The organism is Paenirhodobacter enshiensis (genome assembly GCF_000740785.1).
Lineage (GTDB): Bacteria > Pseudomonadota > Alphaproteobacteria > Rhodobacterales > Rhodobacteraceae > Rhodobacter > Rhodobacter enshiensis.
On sequence record NZ_JFZB01000014.1, the window covers coordinates 131,177 to 148,850 of the forward strand.

The window sequence follows — 17,674 nt, forward strand, 5'->3', positions numbered from 1 at the left end:
TTTTCGGAAAGCCGAAAGAGAGCGGGCTCAGCCCTCGGGGGTGACGGTGAGGGTGACGCGCGCGCCCACGAACCAGGTCAGGCCGTATTCGAGCGGGCGGCCTTCCGGGTCGAGGTTGAGGCTTTTCGCCCGGATCAGCGGTGCGCCCTCGGCGATCTGCAACAGGACCGCCTGTGTCGCCGTGGCGAGGCGCGCATCGAGCCGGGTCCAGGCGCGGGTGTAATCGGGCACGCCGCAGCACGCGAGGGCGCGGGTGATCGACACCTCTTCGGCCATCACGTCGAGCAGACCCGGCAGCCGCGCCGCCGGCAGGACCGAGCGGAAATTGCCCAAGGGCACCCCATCGGCGAGCGACACCCCTTCGAGGACATGGACGCTTTCGCCCTCGGACAACGCGAGGGCTTCGGCCTCGGCCGCATCGGCGTGGCGGGTTTCGAGCGACAGCACCCGCCGCCCCGCCACCCGACCCGAGGCCTCGAGGTTTTGGCGAAACCGCACCCTGCGGCCGAGCGGGTAATCGAGCGCCGGCGCGGAAGCCACGAAAGCCCCCGCACCGCGCCGGCTGGTCACCAGCCCCTCATCGGCGAGCTGGGCGAGCGCGCGGCGCACGGTGTGGCGGTTGACGCCGAAGCGCTCGGACAGCTCCGCCTCGGTCGGCAGGCGGTCGCCGGCGCGGCGGCGGCCGGTGGCGATCTCCTCCTTCAGCGTGTCGGCGATGGCGATCCAGAGCGCGGTGCGTCCCATGTCATCGAACTTTCATGCGGCCGGGGCTTGCCCGACTCAGGCTCCACCGGATATTTGTCTAGTTGTATATTTAATTCGACAACTCCGCAAGGTGTCTGAAATGACCGATGAGCAGAAAGCGGAGCGCGCGGCCTGGATGGGGCTGCTGGCGCGCTCTCAACCCTCGGAGCTGGCGCGGCTGATGCCGGCGCTGCCGCCCCATGACACGATCCGCGCCCCCGAGATCGGCACGACGATGATCCGCGGCCGGGCCGGCGCGACGGGGGCGGCGTTCAATCTGGGCGAGATGACGGTGACGCGCTGCGCGGTGCGGCTGGCCTCGGGGGTCGAGGGGCATGGCTATGTGCAGGGCCGCGACAAGGATCATGCCAGAAACGCCGCGCTGATCGACGCGCTGATGCAGGGGCCGGAGGCCGTGGCGCTGCGCGCCGCCGTTCTGGCGCCGTTGCAGGCAAGTGCGACCGCGCGGGCACGCGCGCGCGCCGGCGAGGCCGCGGCGACGAAGGTCGAGTTCTTCACCATGGTCCGAGGGGAATGAGATGACCGCACCCGCTTTCACCGACACGCCGCGCGAGGCGGCACGGGCGTTTCGCGCCGCCCTCGACGCCATGGCGCGGCCGGGGCGGATCGTGGAGATCGCCGGCCCCTCGGGCACCGGGCTGTCGCCCGCCGCGGCCGCGCTGGTGCTGACGCTCGCCGACCGCGGCACCGGGATCTGGCTGGCGCCCGCGCTCGACACGCCCGGGCTGCGCGGCTGGATCACCTTCCACACCGGGGCGGGGTTCACCGCACCTGAGGGCGCCACCTTCGCCCTCGGGCCCTGGGAAGAGATCGAACCGATCCTGCCGCGCCTGCCCGCGGGACAGCCGGATTATCCCGACCGCTCGGCCACGCCGATCATTGAATGCCAGAGCCTGAGCAAGACCGGCGCGCGCCTGACCGGCCCCGGCATCCGCGACAGCGCCCGCCTGTCGCTGCCCGACAGCCCGGCCTTCGCCGCGAATGCCGCCGCCTTCCCCTGCGGGCTCGATTTCTTCTTCACCTGCGGCGCGCACCTTGCCGCCCTGCCCCGCACCACCCACGTGGAGGTCTGCTGATGTATGTCGCCGTCAAAGGGGGCGAGCGCGCCATCGACGCCGCCCATGACTGGCTCGCCCGCGAAAGGCGCGGCGCGCCCGAGCTTGCCGAGATCGGCAACGATCAGATCGCGGGGCAACTGAAACTCGCCACCGACCGGGTGATGGCCGAGGGCTCGCTGTACGACCGCGACCTTGCGGCGCTGGCGATAAGGCAGGCGCGCGGCGATCTGATCGAGGCGATCTTCCTGATCCGCGCCTATCGCACGACGCTGCCGCGCTTCGGGCATTCGGTGCCGGTCGAGACCGCGGCGATGGCCTGCATCCGGCGCATCTCGGCCACGTTCAAGGACGCGCCGGGGGGGCAGATCCTCGGCCCGACTTTTGACTATACCCACCGGCTGATCGACTTCGCGCTGCTGGCCGAAGGCGCGGTGCCGCCGCCGCGCGATCCGGAAACGATGCCGCATGTGACGGGGTTCCTCGGCCGCGACGGGCTGATCGAGGCGGCGGACCCCGACGACACCGAACCCGGCGATCTGACCCGCACGCCGCTGTCGCTGCCCGCCGACCGGGCGCTGCGGCTGCAGGCACTCGCGCGTGCGGACGAAGGGTTCATCCTGTCGCTCGCCTATTCGACCCAGCGCGGCTATGGCCGCACCCATGCTTTCGTGGGCGAGCTGCGCATCGGCCTCGTCACCGTCGAGATGGAGATCCCCGAACTCGGGCTGAGCATCGCCTTGGGCGAGGTCGAGCTGACCGAATGCGAGACGGTGAACCAGTTCCTCGGCTCGAAAACCGAACCGGCGCAGTTCACCCGCGGCTATGGGCTGGTGCTTGGCCAGTCCGAGCGCAAGGCCATCGCGATGTCTCTCGTCGACCGGGCGCTGCGCTGGAAGGAGCTTGGCGAGGATTTCACCGGCGCCCCGGCGCAGGACGAAGAATTCGTCCTCAGCCATTGCGACAACATCCAGGCGACGGGGTTCCTCGAACATATCAAGCTGCCGCATTACGTCGATTTCCAGTCCGAGCTGGAGCTGATCCGCCGCATCCGGGCGGAAGCGCTGAAACAAGGCACCGCGGACACCACTGAACCGGAGGACCGGGCATGACCGATCAGGCCTACAACTTCGCCTATCTCGACGAGGACACCAAGCGCATGATCCGCCGCGCGATCCTGAAGGGCGTGGCGATCCCCGGCTATCAGGTGCCCTTCGCCAGCCGCGAGATGCCGATGCCTTACGGCTGGGGCACCGGCGGCGTGCAGGTCACCGCCGCCTGCCTGACCCCCGAGGACACGCTGAAGGTCATCGACCAGGGCGCCGACGACACCACCAACGCGGTCTCGATCCGGCGGTTCTTCCAGCGCACCGCCGATGTCGCGGTGACCGAGCACACGCGGGACGCCACGCTGATCCAGACCCGCCACCGCATCCCCGAAGAGCCGCTGACCGAAGACCAGATCATGGTCTTTCAGGTGCCGATCCCGGAGCCCCTGCGCTTCCTCGAACCGCGCGAGACCGAAACCCGCAAGATGCACGAGCTGTCGGATTACGGGCTGATGCATGTGAAGCTTTATGAAGACATCGCAAAGAACGGCCATATCGCCACGGCTTACGATTATCCGGTGATGGTGGAGGAGCATTACGTGATGTCGCCCTCGCCGATCCCGCGCTTCGACAATCCGAAGCTCGACCGATCGCCCGCGCTGATGCTGTTCGGCGCCGGGCGCGAACAGCGGATCTATGCGCTGCCGCCCTATACGAAGGTGCGCAGCCTCGATTTCGAGGACCACCCGTTCGAGGCCTCGAAAGCCGATCACGCCTGCGACCTGTGCGGCGCCGAAGACAGCTACCTCGACGAGGTGATCGTCGACGATGCGGGCGGGCGGATGTTCGTGTGCTCGGACACCGATCATTGCGCCGGACGGCGCGCCGCGGGCCATGTCGGACGGCTTGGCGCGGGCACGGAGGACGTGAAATGACTGATCTTCAGATGACCCGCCCCCTGTTCAGCGTCCGCGACCTCGAAAAGCGTTACGGCGCGCGCATCGGCTGCACCGGCGTCAGCTTCGATCTGTATCCCGGCGAGGTGATGGGGATCGTGGGCGAATCCGGCTCGGGCAAGTCGACGCTGCTCGGCTGTCTCGCGGGGCACATGGCGCCCGATGCCGGCACCATCGCCTATGACGGGCGCGACGTTCTGGCGATGAGCGAACCCGAGAGGCGCCGGATGGCGCGCACCGACTGGGCCTTCGTGCATCAGAACCCGCGCGACGGGCTGCGGCTGTCGGTCTCGGCCGGCGGCAATGTCGGCGAGCGGCTGATGGCGGTCGGCGGGCGCAACTACGGCAAGATCCGCGACACCGCCACCGACTGGCTCGGCCGGGTCGAGATCGCCGCCGACCGGATCGACGACCGGCCCTCGGCCTTCTCGGGCGGGATGCAGCAGCGGTTGCAGATCGCGCGCAATCTGGTGACGGGGCCGCGGCTGGTGTTCATGGACGAGCCGACGGGCGGCCTCGATGTCTCGGTGCAGGCGCGGCTTCTCGATCTGATCCGGGGGCTGGTGCGGCGGATGGGGCTGTCGGCCATCGTGGTGACGCACGATCTGGCGGTGGTGCGGCTTCTGGCCGACCGGCTGATGGTGATGAAGGGAGGCCGGGTGATCGAGGCCGGGCTGACCGATCAGGTGCTTGACGATCCGCAACATGCCTATACGCAGTTGCTGGTCTCCTCGGTGTTGCAGGTGTGAGGATGGAACGATGACGATGCAGATGAATGGCATGGATCCGGTGATCCGCCTCAGGGGCGTGGCGAAGACCTTCACCTTGCACAATCAGGGCGGCGCGGTGATCGAGGTGATGGCGGGCGCCACGCTTGCCGTCGCGGCGGGCGAATGCGTCGGGCTGGTGGGCGCCTCGGGCGCGGGCAAGTCGACGCTGATGCGGATGATCTACGGCAACTATCTGACGGCTGCGGGCACCATCGAGGTCGCGGGCACCGATGTCTCGCGCGCCGATCCGCGCGAGATCGTGGCGCTGCGCCGCGACCGGCTGGGCTATGTCAGCCAGTTCCTGCGCGTGCTGCCGCGGGTTCCCGCCCTCGACGTGGTGGCGGAGCCGCTGATCGCGCTCGGCCGGCCCGAGGAAGAGGCGCGCACCCGCGCCGCCGCGCTGCTTGCCCGGCTGCGGCTGCCCGAACGGCTGTGGTCGCTCTCGCCCACCACCTTCTCGGGCGGCGAGCAACAGCGCGTCAACATCGCCCGCGGCTTCGCCCATCCGTTCCCGGCGCTGCTCCTCGACGAGCCGACGGCGAGCCTCGATGCGCTGAACCGCGAAACCGTGCTGACCCTGATCGAGGAAGCGAAGGACCGCGGCGCCGCCATCGTCGGCATCTTCCACGACGAGGGCGCGCGCGAACGGGTCTGCGACCGGCTGATCGACGTCACCGGCTTCACCCCCGGGCGGGAGGGCTGAGATGGCGGTCTTCGCGATCTGCGGCCCCTCGGGGGCGGGCAAGGACACGCTGATCGCCGCGCTCGAACGCGCCCGGCCCGATATCCGCGTGGTGCGCCGCATCGTCACCCGCCCGGCCGAGGCCGGGGGCGAGCCGTTCGTGCCCGCGACCGAGGCCGAGTTCTCCGAAATGGTGGAACGTGGCGATCTGGCGCTGCACTGGCGTGCGCATGGGCTGCGCTACGGCATCCCCATCTCGGCGCTCGGCGCGGCCGAGGCGGGCGAGACGGTGCTGTTCAACGCCTCGCGCGCGACGCTGGCCGAGGCCGCCCGGCGGTTTCCGGGGCTTGGCGTGATCCTCGTGACCGCAAGCCCCGAGACGCTGGCCGCCCGCCTTTCAGCCCGAGGACGCGAGAGTGCGGCGCAGATCCGCGAGCGTCTGGCGCGCGCGCCGGCCTTCGAGCTGCCCGCCGGGCTGCGGGTGATCCGCATCGACAATGACGGCGCCATCGAGACGGCGGCGGCGGCGCTGATCGCCGCGCTCGCGGTGCCCGAAGATCAGAAGCTCAGATGAGGGGGGAGCGATGAACCAGATGGAACCGCCCGTCCGCCGCCTCGCCGAAGACGCACAGGGACGCGATGCGGAACGGCACCGGCAGAATCGGCGCGAGGACGGGCGCGAGAGCCGCGCGCACCGCTTCGGCCTCGGCTTCGGTCAGCTTGCCGGTCAGCGTCAGATGAAAGCGGAACTCGTCCATGACGTAAGGATAGCCCCAGCGGTCGAGAAGCGCGACCTGCGCGGGCGAGAGTTTCTCGGGGTGGCGGCGGGCGCGGTCGGCCGCGGTCATCGGCGCGCGGAACGGATCGAGCGCCTCGACCGCCCGCGCGGCCAGCGCCATGAGGGGGGCCGTATCGCCTTCGGGCGTCAGCGCGAGGAACCGGCCGATCCGGCGCAGCGAAAGCGCCGGCATCTCGACCGGCGCGAGCGTGCCGCCAAGCGCATCGACGGCGGCGATCAGCGCGGCTTCGTCGCGCCCCCCGGCCAGACGGAACGGCGGCTTCAGCGTGCCGTGAAAGCCGTATTTATGCGCCTCGGCGGTCAGGGTGGGGATATCCGCCTGAAGTCCGGGCACGGCGGGACGGGGGCACTCCGCCCCCGCGACCGGATCCCAGCCGAGCCAGCTTGCCGCGAAATCGGCCAGCGGGCCGGGCTCGGGGGCGTAATAGACGGCGTAACGGGTGAACTCCGGCATCGGAACCTCTGAGTGACAGATTTGCCGCGCGGCTGTCGCGCGGCTGACATGCTGGGGCGTGTATGACGCCCGAATGCGACAATTCCAACAAACAGGCGGCGCATCTGGCGCCAATGGACAGAAAAATGACGCAGACCATACTGGCAAACGCCCGGATCGTGCTTCCCGAAGAGATCGTGACCGGCACCGTGGTGCTGGAAGACGGCCGCATCGCGCGGATCGACACCGGCACCGCGGTGCCCGCGGGCGCCACCGATTGCGAAGGCGATCTGGTGATGCCCGGGCTGATCGAGCTGCACACCGACAACCTCGAACGCCATATCGAGCCCCGCCCCGGCGTCAGCTGGCCGCGCGAGGCGGCGATCCTCGCCCATGACGCGGAACTTGCCGGCGCCGGCATCACCACGGTGTTCGACGCGCTGCGGGTGGGCTCGATTCTGGGGGGCGACAGCGAATATCGCAAATATGCCCGCGAGGTGGCGAGCACGATCCTCGATCTGCGCGCGGCCGATGCGCTGCGCATCACCCATCTGATCCACCTGAGGGCCGAGGTCTGCTCGCAGACGCTGATCGAGGAATTCTCCGAATTCGGCCCCGGGGATCACATCGGCATCGTCAGCCTGATGGACCACACCCCCGGCCAGCGCCAGTTCCGCGATCTGTCGAAACTCGAGCAATACATGCGCGGCAAGCGCGGCATGAGCCCCGAGGCCTTCCGCGACCACGTCGCGCGGCAGATGGAGCTGAGCGCGGCCTATGGCGCGCGCCACGAGGCGGCGGTCCTCGATTTCGCCCGGACGGTGGGCGCGACGCTCGCGAGCCATGACGACACCGACCGCGCGCAGGTGGCGACCTCGGCCGCCCACGGCATTCGCCTTGCAGAATTCCCCACGACGACCGAGGCCGCCGAGGCCTGCACCGAGGCCGGGATCCGCGTCATCATGGGTGCGCCGAACCTGATCCGCGGCGGCTCGCATTCGGGCAATGTGGCGGCGCGCACGCTCGCGGATGCGGGGCATCTCGATATCGTGTCGTCGGATTACGTGCCGGCGGCGCTGCTGACCGGGGCGCTGCATCTGGGCGCGCTGTGGGGGGATCTGCCGCGCGGGCTGCGCACGGTGACGGCGACGCCCGCCGCGGCCGCGGGGCTGACCGACCGCGGCCGCATCGCCGAGGGGCTGCGCGCCGATGTGATCCGGGTGCGCCCGCTCGGCCCGGTCACGGCGCGGCTGCGCGGCACCTGGGTCGGCGGCGAGCGCGTTGCCTGAGGAAGGGCGCGCGGGGGGATTACCCCCGCGCCGAACCCGCAACCGTCTGCGCGGCCGCAAGTGCGAGGCGCGCAGACGCCGCCACCCCGTCGATCAGCGGTAAGGATGCGGTCTCGGACAGCGCGGCGTGCAGATGCGCCATGCCGGCACAGCCGAGGACCACGGCCTCCGCCCCGTCGTCGCGGCGCGCGGCCTCGGCCTCGGCCGTCAGGCGCGCGCAGACCTCGGGCCCGCCGGCATCGACCGCCAGCACCGGCAGACCGCTCGCCCGGACCGAAGTGCAGCCCGGCGCGAAGCCGAGCCGGCGGATATTCCCCTCGATCACCGGGACCGAGACCGCGAGCGTCGTCACCACCGAAAACCTGAGCCCCAGAAGCCCCGCCATCGCATAGGCCGACTGACCGATGCCGAGCACCGGGCAATGCGCCGCCGCCCGCATCTCGTCGAGCCCGGTATCGTCGAAACAGGCGATGACGATGGCATCGACCGCCTCGGCCCGCGCGCGCGGCAGTTGCGCCAGAAGCCCCGGCACAGCGGCAGCGCCATCCTCCGGCCCCTGGATCGCCGGCGGCGCGCCCGCGTTGGTCCAGCCGAGGATCTCGGTTCCGGGCGCGGTGCCCGCCAGCGCCGCACGGGCAGCGATCACCACGGCCTCGGTCATCGAGGCGGTCGAATTCGGGTTCAGGTAGAGAAGTTTCATCGTCTCGTCTTCAAAATGCGGCCAACCGGAACGGCGGCAGGCAAGGCGTGAGGGGCAAGGCGGCGCCCTGCCCCTCGGGTCGTTTCAGTGCGTCAGGCTCACACGCTCTTGCCGGCGTCAGAGCCGCCGCGCCGCCGGCGCAGACCGAGCGCCCAGACCACGCCGAGGAACACCGCGATGATCGCGAAGGAGAACAGCGTGGTCAGCGTGCCGAGCGCGTAGATCACCGGATTGGTCACGTTGGTGGTCATGCCGAAGATCTCGAGCGGAAGGGTGTTGTAGCTGCCCGACGTCAGCAGCGTGCGGGCGAATTCGTCATAGGACAGCGAGAAGCCGAACAGCGCCACCCCGATCACCGGCGGGGCGATGATCGGCAAGATCACGTGGCGCACCGTCTGCCAGGCCGACGCGCCCTGATCGCGGGCGGCTTCCTCGTAACGCTTGTCGAAACGGTTGAACACCGCGAACATCACCAGAAGGCCGAAGGGCAGCGTCCAGGTCAGCTGCGCGCCGAAGGCCGAGGTCGCCCAGTGGATCGGCAGCCCGCCTTCGTTGAAGATCAGCCCGACGCCGAGCGAGACGAGGATCGACGGGATCACGAGGGACGCGATCGCCAGATAGAACAGCACGCCCGAGCCCACGAAATGCTTGCGAAACGCCAGACCCGCCATGACCGAGACGACTACCGTCACCGCCATCACCATCAGCCCGAGCACGAAAGACCGCCGCCACGCCCCCCAGATGTCGCCCACCGCCTGCTGAGCGAACAGCGCATGGAACCAGTGCGTCGAGACGCCGCGCATCGGGAAGGTCAGCCCGCCGTCCGGCCCCTGAAAGCTGAGGATGCCGATGGTGACCGTGGGGCCGTAAAGGAACAGCACGAACAGCGCGAAGAAGGCCGTCAACCACCAGAAACTTTTCGAACGCGGTTCCATGTCACAGCTCCTTGCGGATGTTGACGAAGCGCAGCACGATCCCGATCATCATCAGAACGGTAATCAGCAGCACCACCGAGGTGGCCGAGGCCGAGGGATATTGCAAAAGCCCGATGTCGTTGGAGATCAGCCGCCCGACGTTGGCCGATTGCGAGCCCGACATGAACCGCACGGTGATGAAATCGCCCATCACCAGCGTCACCACGAAGATCGAGCCGATCATGATGCCCGGCTTCGACAGCGGCACGATCACGCTCCACAGGATCTGCCAGCCCGACGCGCCCTGATCGCGCGCCGCCTCGATCAGGCGGTGGTCGATGCGGGTCATGGTGTTGAAGATCGGGGTGATCATGAACAGCGTGTTGATATGCACGAAGGCCAGCACCACCGCGAAATCCGAATAGAGCAGCCATTCGAGCGGCTGGTCGATCACCCCGAGGCTGATCAGCGCCTGATTGGCGATGCCGTTGCGGCCGAGAAACGGGATCCACGAGATCATCCGGATGATGTTCGAGGTCAAAAACGGAATGGTGCACAGCAAAAACAGCGCCGTCTGCGACGCCGCGCTGCGGATGTGAAACGCCAGATAATAGGCGACGGTGAAACCGATCAGCAGGGTGAACACCCAGGTCAGGAAGGCATATTTGAACGTCGCGAGAAACACCTTCCAGGTCACCGGCGAGGTCAGCAGAAACTCGTAATTCTCCCACGAGAACGCCGGCTCGATCGAGAATTCCGTCGCCTGCCAGAAGCTGACGACGAAGATCATCCCGATCGGCAGGACGAGGAACGCGCCCAGAACAAGCGCCAGAGGCGAGGCCAGAAGCCAGCCTTTCGCCGATTCCGACATCGTGTGCGACACGGGACTGCTCGACATGGGGGAAACTCCTCATCCGGTCGGGAAAGGCGAAGGGGGTGTCCCCCTTCGCCGCGGGTCTGGCAACGCCTGGTGCGGTGTGTCACCGCCCCCGGCCGCTCAGCCGCCTCAGGCGGCGATGAACTCGTTCCACTTGCGGACCATGTACTGGTTCTCGTCCATCACCGAGTTCCAGCACGCGACATGGCCCATGCGCTCATAGAACGAGCCGCCGTCGCGCAGCTCGCCGGCCTTGGCCATGACCTTGCCGAACGGGTTGGCGATGTCGGCGGTGGCCGCCTTGCCCTCGAACCAGTAGCCCCATTCGTTGGCGTCCATGAACTGTTTCGAGGTCTCGGGAACCGCCGAATAGTAGCCCTGACGCATCAGGAAGGCGCCGACCCAGCCCGACAGATACCAGTTGATGTATTCATAGGCCGCATCGAGCTCCATGCCCTTGAGCGACTTCGACAGGCCGAGGCCGCCGCCCCAGGCGCGATAACCTTCCTTCAGCGGCTGGAACACGCACGGGATGCCGCGCGACTTCACCGCGGTGACGGCGGGCGACCACATCGACTGGATCACCACCTCGCCCGAGGCCATCAGGTTCACCGACTCGTCGAACGACTTCCAGAATGCGCGGAACTGGCCGGCCTTCTTCGCCTCGGTGAAGATCGCGATGGTCTGGTCGATCTCGGCGCGGGTCATGTTGCCCTTGTCGCCATATTTGATCTTGCCCATCGCCTCGCACACCATCGCCATGTCCATGATGCCGATCGAGGAAATGTCGAGGATCGAGGCCTTGCCCTTGAACTCGGGGTTCAAGAGCTCCGCCCAGCTGTCGATCGGACGGCCGATCAGGTCGGGGCGGATGCCGAGCGTGTCGGCGTTGTAGATCGTCGGAACCAGCGTCATCCACTGGGTCTGCTCGGGCGCGAATTTCTTCGAGCCGGGGCCTTCGACGAAGCCCACGGTGTTCGGCGCGGTGCCCTGGGCGATCTTGCTGTCGGGCGTCAGCTTGCCGTCGCGGAAGATGCCGACGATCTTGTCGTAATTCTTGATCTTCGAGACATCCATCGCCTGCAGGTTGCCCGTCGGCCAGACCTTCTTGCAGATCCAGTATTCGATATCGGCGATGTCATAGCTGTCGGGCTGGGTCGCGGCGCGCTGCGTCACCGCATCCGAATCCAGCGCCGTCATGTCGAGCGAGAATCCGAGGTCTTCCTTGACCTTCTGGCCGACCTCGTTGAGGTTCGACACGCCCGTGCCGACCTGACGCAGCTTGATGTTCTTGATCTCCTGCGCCCAGATCATCGGCGCCGGGAAGGCCGAGGCGGCGGCAACGGCCGCACCCGTGGCCAGAAGCGAACGGCGCGAATATCTCATCTTCGACATGAACTTTCCCCTGTCTGTCTGTCTGTCTGTCTGTCGTTGCGATGGAATTGTCAGGCTTCGAGGCGGTGGACCCGCCCCTCATCCCAGGCAAGCCCGAGGGTCTCGCCGGGGTTGATCGGTTGCGCGAAGAAGGCGGCATCGGGCACGAGAGCCACCACCTCCTCGCCAAGCTCGGTGCGGCTGGTCACCGCCACACGGTCGCCCTGATATTCGATGCCCGTCACCGAGGCGGTCACCGTGGCCGGCTGCCCACCCGCGGCGATGCGCACCGCATCCTGACGCAGCGCGACGCGCTGGCCGCCGAAGGTGACGACATTGTGCCCGCCCATGAAACGCGCAACGAATTCGGTGCGCGGGCTGCCCCAGACTTCACGCGGAGTGCCGGCCTGCTCGATCACCGAGTTGTTCATCACCACCACCTCATCGGCGAGCGCGAGCGCCTCGTCCTGACCGTGGGTGACGTGGATGAAGGTGATCCCGGTCTCGCGTTGCAGCTTCTTCAGCTCGGCCCGCATCCGGATGCGCAGGAACGGATCGAGCGCGGAGAGCGGCTCGTCGAGCAAAAGCACCCGCGGCTCGGTGATCAGCGCGCGGGCGAGCGCCACGCGCTGCTGCTGGCCGCCCGACAGCTGCGCCGGCATCCGTTCGGCCAGATGCGCCATCGCCACGAGATCGAGCAGCTTCATCGCCTTCTCGGCCCGCGTCGCCTTGTCGACGCCTTTCATCTTCAGGCTGAACGACACGTTGTCGCGCACCGTCAGATGCGGAAACAGCGCATAGCTCTGGAACATCATCGCCGTCCCGCGCGCGGCCGGCGGCAGCCTGGAGATGTCAGTGCCGTTCAGGATGATCCCGCCTTCGCTGACCGTCTCGTGCCCGGCGATCATGCGCAGCGTCGTCGACTTGCCGCAGCCCGACGGCCCCAGAAGGCAGACATAGGTCGAGGGCGCGAACACGTGGTTGATGTCGTTCACCGCCACCGTGGTGCCGTAACGCTTGGTCAAATGCACGAGTTCGAGATCGTTGGGGGTGCGCATCGCTGGTCCTCGCTGCTGGATGGGATCAGGCTGACCCGGTTCGGCCCCCGTCGGCCAGAAGATAGCGCCGCCCATGAAGCGTTTTCATGCACTGCCGAAATTCTGGGCAAAATTGTATACGATATGCTCATTCGCGCACTCTAAATTGTATCCAATTTTGGATTCGGACCCGTGCCCTTGCCACTGCCCCACCCGGCCCCCATCCTCGAATCAGCCACAGGAGGTGACGACATGGACGGGGCAGGCTCCGACATCACGGCCGAGACCATCGCCGCGGATATCGCGTTCGCGGTGCACGAACACCGTCTGGCACCGGGATCGAAGCTCTCCGAGGACGAGGTGGGCCATGTGTTCGGCGTGTCGCGCACGGTGGTGCGCGCGGCGCTGCAACGGCTGGCGCATGACCGTCTGGTGGAGCTGAAGCGCAACCGCGGCGCTTTCGTCGCCCAGCCGAGCGTGACCGAGGCGCGCGAGGTGTTCGAGGCGCGCGCCCTTCTGGAGCCGCGCACCGCCCGCTCGGCCGCGCGACGCGCGACACCTGACGACATCGGGATCCTGCAACGCCACATCGACGAGGAACATGCCGCGGTGCGCGAAGGATCGGCGGGGCGCGCGCTCTATCTGTCGGGGCGGTTCCATCTGGAGATCGCGCGCATCGCCGATCAGGCGACCATCGCCGAATTCATCGGTCAGCTGGTGTCGCGCTCGTCGCTGGTAATCGCGCTGTATTGGGAACGGCGCGGCGCATTGTGCGAAAGCCACGCCCATCACGCCCTGCTGCGTGCGCTGGCCGAGCATGACGGGGCGCGCGCCGAGGAGCTGATGCAGTCGCATCTGGTCGACCTGCTGACGTCGCTCGACCTGCGCAACCGCACTTCGGCGCCGACATCGCTCAGCCAGGCGCTGAAGCTGTAGGGGGGATCGCCGCTCAGGCCAGGGTCAGCCGCGCCTCGAACCCCTCCGTCCGCCCCGGCACCGGCGACGACAGATCGAGCCGCCCGCCCGCCTGAGCCGCGATCTGATGGCTGATGCACAACCCGAGGCCGAAGCCCGCGGCCCCGCCCGCCCCCGGTGCGCGCACGAAGCGCTGCGTGAGGCGCACCAGCTCGCCGGGCGGCACGACCGGGCCGGCATTGCGCACGCACAGCACGGCGCCGGTGCCCTCCCCGGGATCTGCGCCCGGCTCCGCCGCCGGCCCGGGGATCAGACCGACCTCGACGGGGGTGTCCGCGGGGCTGTGCTGCAAGGCGTTCTCGATCAGGTTGCCGGCGACGATGGCGAAGGCGTCGGCGTCGATATGCACCGGCACCGGTGCCTCGGGCAATGTCAGCTGCAGCCGCGCGCTGCCCGAAGCGAGCCCCCGCACCACCAGCCGCAGCAAAACCCCGGCGTCGACCGCCGCCTCGCCCGGGCCGACGCCGGCATCGGCGCGCGCAAGCTGCAACAGACGCCCGACCAGATGCGACATGCGTTGCAGCGCGGTCTCGATGGTCTCGGCCCGGGCGCGGATCGCGGGATCCGTCGCCTCGGCGCGCAACCGCTGCACCTGCGCCAGCGCGATCGCCACGGGGGTGCGCAGCTCATGCGCCGCGTTCGAGGCGAAAGCGCGCTCTCCTTCCAGCGCCTGCCCGAGCCGCGCCATGAACCCGTTCATCGCTTCGGCCATGGCGGCGAGTTCCTCGGGCAGACGTCCGGTTCCGATCGGCGCGAGGGTGTGACTGTCGCGCCTTGCCATCTCGGCGCGCAGCCCCGTCAGCGGCCGCAGCCCCAGCCCGACCGTGCCCCACACCAGAAGCCCGCCAAGCGGCACCAGCGCCAGCATCGGCAGCGCGAAGGACAGGAAGGTCACGCGCCAGGCCTCGTGCCGCTCGGCCATCGGGTCGGCGAACTGAACCGCATGACCGGCCGCGTCGAAAGCGGTGGTATAAATGCGGTGCGTGGCGCTTCTCTGAAATCCGCCCGGGGCCGGATCGGTGGGAAACTTCGCCCGCGCCGCCATCTCGGAGGCCGCAAGCACCCGCCCGTCGCGGTCGATCATCCGCCAGGCAAGGGCCTCGCGCGGCGCCTCGCGCAGGCTGGCGGCCCCGGGCACGACCGCACCGCCCGAGGCGATCTGCGCACTCAGCATCGGCAACAGGGTCTCCGCCCCCACGACCAGCTGCTGATCGAACAGCTCGCCCTCCTCGAAGCGCAATGCCAGCCCGGTCGCGGCCATGCTCACCAGCCACAACAGTCCCAACACCGCCCCCACCAGCCCCGCAAGCCGGCGCGACAGACGCGGACGGCGCGCGCTCATGCCCGGCCGATCCGGTAGCCGAAGCCGCGCACCGTCTCGATGGCCTGACGGCCGAGCTTGGCGCGCAGCCGGCTGACATGGGCCTCGATGGCGTTGCTCTCCACCTCGGCATCGAAGGCATAGAGCGTATCTTCAAGCTGCGCGCGGGTCACCGTCACCCCCTCGCGCCGGCTGAGCCGTTCGAGCACGGCCCACTCCTTCGGGGTCAGACGCACCGGCACATCGCCGAGGAACACCGCCTGACGCTCCGGCAGCAGCCGCAGCGCGCCGAAGCGGCGCTCGGCCTCGCACCGGCCGTCGTGGCGGCGCCGGATCGCGCCGATGCGCGCCGTCAGCTCGTCGAGGTCATAGGGTTTCACCACGTAATCGTCCGCCCCGGCATCGAGGCCGGCGATCCGTTCGGTGATGCGGTCGCGCGCGGTGGCGATCAGCACCGGCACCCGCACCCCGGACCGGCGCAGCCCGCGCAGCCAGCCGATGCCGTCGCCATCGGGAAGGTGCAGATCCAGAAGCGCCAGATCGTAATCGGCCCCGTCGAGCGCGGCCGTGGCCCCCGCCAGATCGGGGGCGATGTCGACGGCATTGCCATGCGCGTGCAGATGCTCGGCCACAGCCGAAGCCAGATCCGGTTCATCCTCGATCACCAGAAGCCGCATGGGATCCTCCGCGCAGTCCCGGCACCGGGCCGGTCCGGGCCGTTCTAGCGGGGAGGCCGCGGGCAAGAAAGCCGTGCCCGCTCAGGCGGCGTTCATATTTTCGCCAGCACCCGGACGCAGGGCGCGCAGCGCGTTCAGGATCGCGGCGACGTCAATCGCCTCCTGCAGCAGCGCCCCCTGAACCGGCGGCAGCGCGCCCGCAGCCGCAAACAGCATCGCCAGCGCCGACAACCCCATGCCGAGCGCGACGCTCTCGAACGCGATCTTGCGGGTGCGGCGCGCGATGGCCACCGCCTGTGCCAGACGGCCCAGATCGTCGACAAGAAGGACGGCATCGGCTGCCTCGGAAGACGCCGCGGCACCGCGCGCGCCCATCGCGATGCCGACATCGGCCGCGGCCAGCGCGGGCGCGTCGTTCACCCCGTCGCCCACCATCATCACCGGAGCCGCAGCCCCCTCGCGGCTGACCAGAGCCACCTTGTCACCGGGCGCAAGCCCGCCCGCGACCGCATCGAGACCGAGCGCCTCGCCCACCGCCCGCGCCACTTCGGGCCGGTCGCCCGAGGCCATGACGATGCGCACGACGCCCGCCCGGCGCAGCGCGGCAAGCACCGCCAGCGCCTCGGCGCGCGGCGGATCGGCCAGTGCGATCAGCCCCGCGAGACGGCCGTCGATCGCCACGACCACCGTCGCCGTGCCCGGCGCGAACTCCCGTTCGGGCAGATCATGGCCGAGGGCACGCAGATGCCCCTCGCCCCCCGCGACGACATCGCGACCCGAGACCCGGCCGCGAATGCCCGAGCCCGCCGCTTCGGTCACGGCTTCGGGGGCGGGCAACGCCAGCCCGCGGGCGCGCGCCGCCGACACCAGCGCCTGGGCCATCACATGGTTCGACGCCTGATCGAGAGCCGCCGCCGCACCCAGCACCTCGTCTTCGGTGAAACCCGCGCAGGGCACGATCCGCGTCACCTCGGCCCGGCCCGCGGTAAGCGTGCCGGTCTTGTCGAGAACCGCCGTGCGCACCAGCGCGAGCGCCTCGAGAGCGCCACCGTTTTTGACCATCACCCCCGCCGCGGCAGTGCGCGACATCCCCGAGATGATCGCGACGGGCACCGCGAGGATCAGCGGGCACGGCGTCGCCACCATCAGCACCGCCAGCGCGCGCAGCCGGTCCCCCGACAGCCCCCAGGCAAGCCCGGCCAGCGCCACGGTCACCCCGAGGAAGGCCATCGCATAGCGATCCGCCAGCCGCATCATCGGCGCCCGGCTGTCGCGTGCAGCCTCGACCAGACGCACGATACCGGCATAGGTGCTCTCGGAGGCCGGACGCAGCACGATGAGATCGAAGGCCTCGGCGGCGCAGCTTGTGCCGCTCATCGCCTCCTCGCCGCGGGTCCGGCGAACGGGCAAGGGCTCTCCGGTCAGGGCGGATTCGTCGAGCACCGCGACCGCCGAGGCGATCCGGCCATCGACCGGCAGCACCTCGCCCTGGCGGATCAGCACCGTCTCGCCGGGGCGCAGCTCGGCGATGGGGACCTCGGTCAGCCCGCCCGCATCGCGGCGCTGCGCGGTGCGCGCGACCCGTCCGAGCAGCGCCGTCATCTCGCGTCGCGCCCGTCCCTGTGCATATATTTCAAGAAGTTGCCCGCCAGAATACATCAACGCGACGACATTCGCGGCAAGCGGTTCGTCGAAGGCCAGCCCCGTTGCCATCGACAGCGCCGCGATGATATCGAGCCCGACCTGACCGCGGCGCAGATCGGTGACGATCTCGACCAGCAGCGCGATCAGCGCGGGCAACGTCGCCACCGCCCAGACCGGCGCCGCGACGTCCGGCCGGCCGAGCCAATACGCCCCGCTCCCCGCCGCCAGCCCCAGAAGAGCGATCACGACAAGCGACAGGCGCGTGAAGTCATGGAAGCGATGCGACAGGATGGGCACGATGCGGCTGGCCTGAACTGGCTTGCGAAAGGGCGCGCACCCGACAGGCGCGCGCCGCAT

The 17,674-nt window shown here is 69.1% G+C and carries 19 protein-coding genes; 9 read left to right on the forward strand and 10 right to left on the reverse strand.

Translation table 11 applies throughout. The features are described from left to right. Positions 1–27: 27 nt before the first annotated feature. Positions 28–744: a phosphonate metabolism transcriptional regulator PhnF gene (gene phnF / locus CG50_RS09340; protein ID WP_036637404.1), complete on the reverse strand. Its 717-nt coding sequence runs from the start codon at positions 742–744 to the stop codon at positions 28–30. 100 nt (positions 745–844) lie between these two features. Between phnF and phnG the strand changes: the two genes are divergently transcribed. The 7 genes from phnG to phnN are packed head-to-tail and all read left to right on the forward strand — an operon-like array spanning position 845 to position 5,851. Further along, positions 845–1,282, forward strand: a complete 438-nt coding sequence (gene phnG / locus CG50_RS09345; RefSeq protein ID WP_036637406.1) for a phosphonate C-P lyase system protein PhnG — start codon at positions 845–847, stop codon at positions 1,280–1,282. Position 1,283: 1 nt separating this feature from the next. Further along, positions 1,284–1,841, forward strand: a complete 558-nt coding sequence (gene phnH, locus CG50_RS09350) for a phosphonate C-P lyase system protein PhnH (protein WP_036637408.1) — start codon at positions 1,284–1,286, stop codon at positions 1,839–1,841. Beyond that, positions 1,841–2,932, forward strand: coding sequence for a carbon-phosphorus lyase complex subunit PhnI (locus CG50_RS09355; protein WP_036637409.1), 1,092 nt, complete (start codon positions 1,841–1,843; stop codon positions 2,930–2,932). The genes phnH and CG50_RS09355 overlap by 1 nt, the downstream gene beginning before the upstream one ends. Then, positions 2,929–3,804: an alpha-D-ribose 1-methylphosphonate 5-phosphate C-P-lyase PhnJ gene (locus tag CG50_RS09360; RefSeq protein WP_036637411.1), complete on the forward strand. Its 876-nt coding sequence runs from the start codon at positions 2,929–2,931 to the stop codon at positions 3,802–3,804. The genes CG50_RS09355 and CG50_RS09360 overlap by 4 nt, the downstream gene beginning before the upstream one ends. Further along, entirely contained in the window at positions 3,801–4,574 is a 774-nt protein-coding gene (gene phnK, locus CG50_RS09365; RefSeq protein WP_245615662.1) for a phosphonate C-P lyase system protein PhnK, read from the forward strand. Before CG50_RS09360 ends, phnK begins: the two co-directional genes overlap by 4 nt. A gap of 16 nt (positions 4,575–4,590) precedes the next feature. After that, complete coding sequence (phnL, locus tag CG50_RS09370; RefSeq protein WP_394297137.1) at positions 4,591–5,298, forward strand: phosphonate C-P lyase system protein PhnL; 708 nt, start codon at positions 4,591–4,593, stop codon at positions 5,296–5,298. 1 nt (position 5,299) lies between these two features. Next, positions 5,300–5,851 carry a phosphonate metabolism protein/1,5-bisphosphokinase (PRPP-forming) PhnN gene (gene phnN, locus CG50_RS09375; protein ID WP_036637413.1) on the forward strand — a complete coding sequence of 184 codons (552 nt, stop codon included), beginning with the start codon at positions 5,300–5,302 and terminating at the stop codon, positions 5,849–5,851. On the opposite strand, the gene CG50_RS09380 is transcribed toward phnN, so the two are convergent. Beyond that, entirely contained in the window at positions 5,844–6,530 is a 687-nt protein-coding gene (locus tag CG50_RS09380) for a DUF1045 domain-containing protein (protein WP_036637415.1), read from the reverse strand. The genes phnN and CG50_RS09380 overlap by 8 nt on opposite strands. Positions 6,531–6,655: 125 nt before the next feature. Between CG50_RS09380 and CG50_RS09385 the strand changes: the two genes are divergently transcribed. After that, entirely contained in the window at positions 6,656–7,798 is a 1,143-nt protein-coding gene (locus CG50_RS09385) for an alpha-D-ribose 1-methylphosphonate 5-triphosphate diphosphatase (RefSeq protein WP_036637529.1), read from the forward strand. 19 nt (positions 7,799–7,817) lie between these two features. Here CG50_RS09385 and CG50_RS09390 read toward each other — a convergent pair whose 3' ends face one another. The 5 genes from CG50_RS09390 to CG50_RS09410 form a co-directional block, all read right to left on the reverse strand. Continuing rightward, a complete protein-coding gene (locus tag CG50_RS09390; RefSeq protein WP_036637425.1) occupies positions 7,818–8,498 on the reverse strand; it encodes an aspartate/glutamate racemase family protein in 681 nt (226 codons plus the stop codon). A gap of 98 nt (positions 8,499–8,596) precedes the next feature. Next, a complete protein-coding gene (locus tag CG50_RS09395; protein ID WP_036637427.1) occupies positions 8,597–9,433 on the reverse strand; it encodes an ABC transporter permease in 837 nt (278 codons plus the stop codon). 1 nt (position 9,434) lies between these two features. Next, positions 9,435–10,310, reverse strand: a complete 876-nt coding sequence (locus CG50_RS09400) for an ABC transporter permease (RefSeq protein WP_245615663.1) — start codon at positions 10,308–10,310, stop codon at positions 9,435–9,437. 108 nt (positions 10,311–10,418) lie between these two features. Then, entirely contained in the window at positions 10,419–11,684 is a 1,266-nt protein-coding gene (locus tag CG50_RS09405) for an ABC transporter substrate-binding protein (protein ID WP_036637429.1), read from the reverse strand. Positions 11,685–11,734: 50 nt separating this feature from the next. Continuing rightward, the gene (locus tag CG50_RS09410) at positions 11,735–12,721 is read right to left on the reverse strand and encodes an ABC transporter ATP-binding protein (RefSeq protein ID WP_036637431.1); all 987 of its coding nucleotides are present in this window, start codon (positions 12,719–12,721) and stop codon (positions 11,735–11,737) included. Positions 12,722–12,952: 231 nt separating this feature from the next. Here CG50_RS09410 and CG50_RS09415 point away from each other — a divergent pair, with 231 nt between their 5' ends. Beyond that, on the forward strand, positions 12,953–13,636 hold the full coding sequence (locus tag CG50_RS09415) for a GntR family transcriptional regulator (RefSeq protein ID WP_051909820.1): 684 nt from the start codon (positions 12,953–12,955) through the stop codon (positions 13,634–13,636). 13 nt (positions 13,637–13,649) lie between these two features. Here CG50_RS09415 and CG50_RS09420 read toward each other — a convergent pair whose 3' ends face one another. The 3 genes from CG50_RS09420 to CG50_RS09430 form a co-directional block, all read right to left on the reverse strand. Further along, complete coding sequence (locus CG50_RS09420) at positions 13,650–15,017, reverse strand: sensor histidine kinase (RefSeq protein ID WP_036637433.1); 1,368 nt, start codon at positions 15,015–15,017, stop codon at positions 13,650–13,652. Beyond that, complete coding sequence (locus CG50_RS09425) at positions 15,014–15,673, reverse strand: response regulator (RefSeq protein ID WP_036637435.1); 660 nt, start codon at positions 15,671–15,673, stop codon at positions 15,014–15,016. Before CG50_RS09425 ends, CG50_RS09420 begins: the two co-directional genes overlap by 4 nt. Before the next feature lie 81 nt (positions 15,674–15,754). Continuing rightward, the gene (locus CG50_RS09430) at positions 15,755–17,674 is read right to left on the reverse strand and encodes a heavy metal translocating P-type ATPase (protein WP_081880363.1); all 1,920 of its coding nucleotides are present in this window, start codon (positions 17,672–17,674) and stop codon (positions 15,755–15,757) included.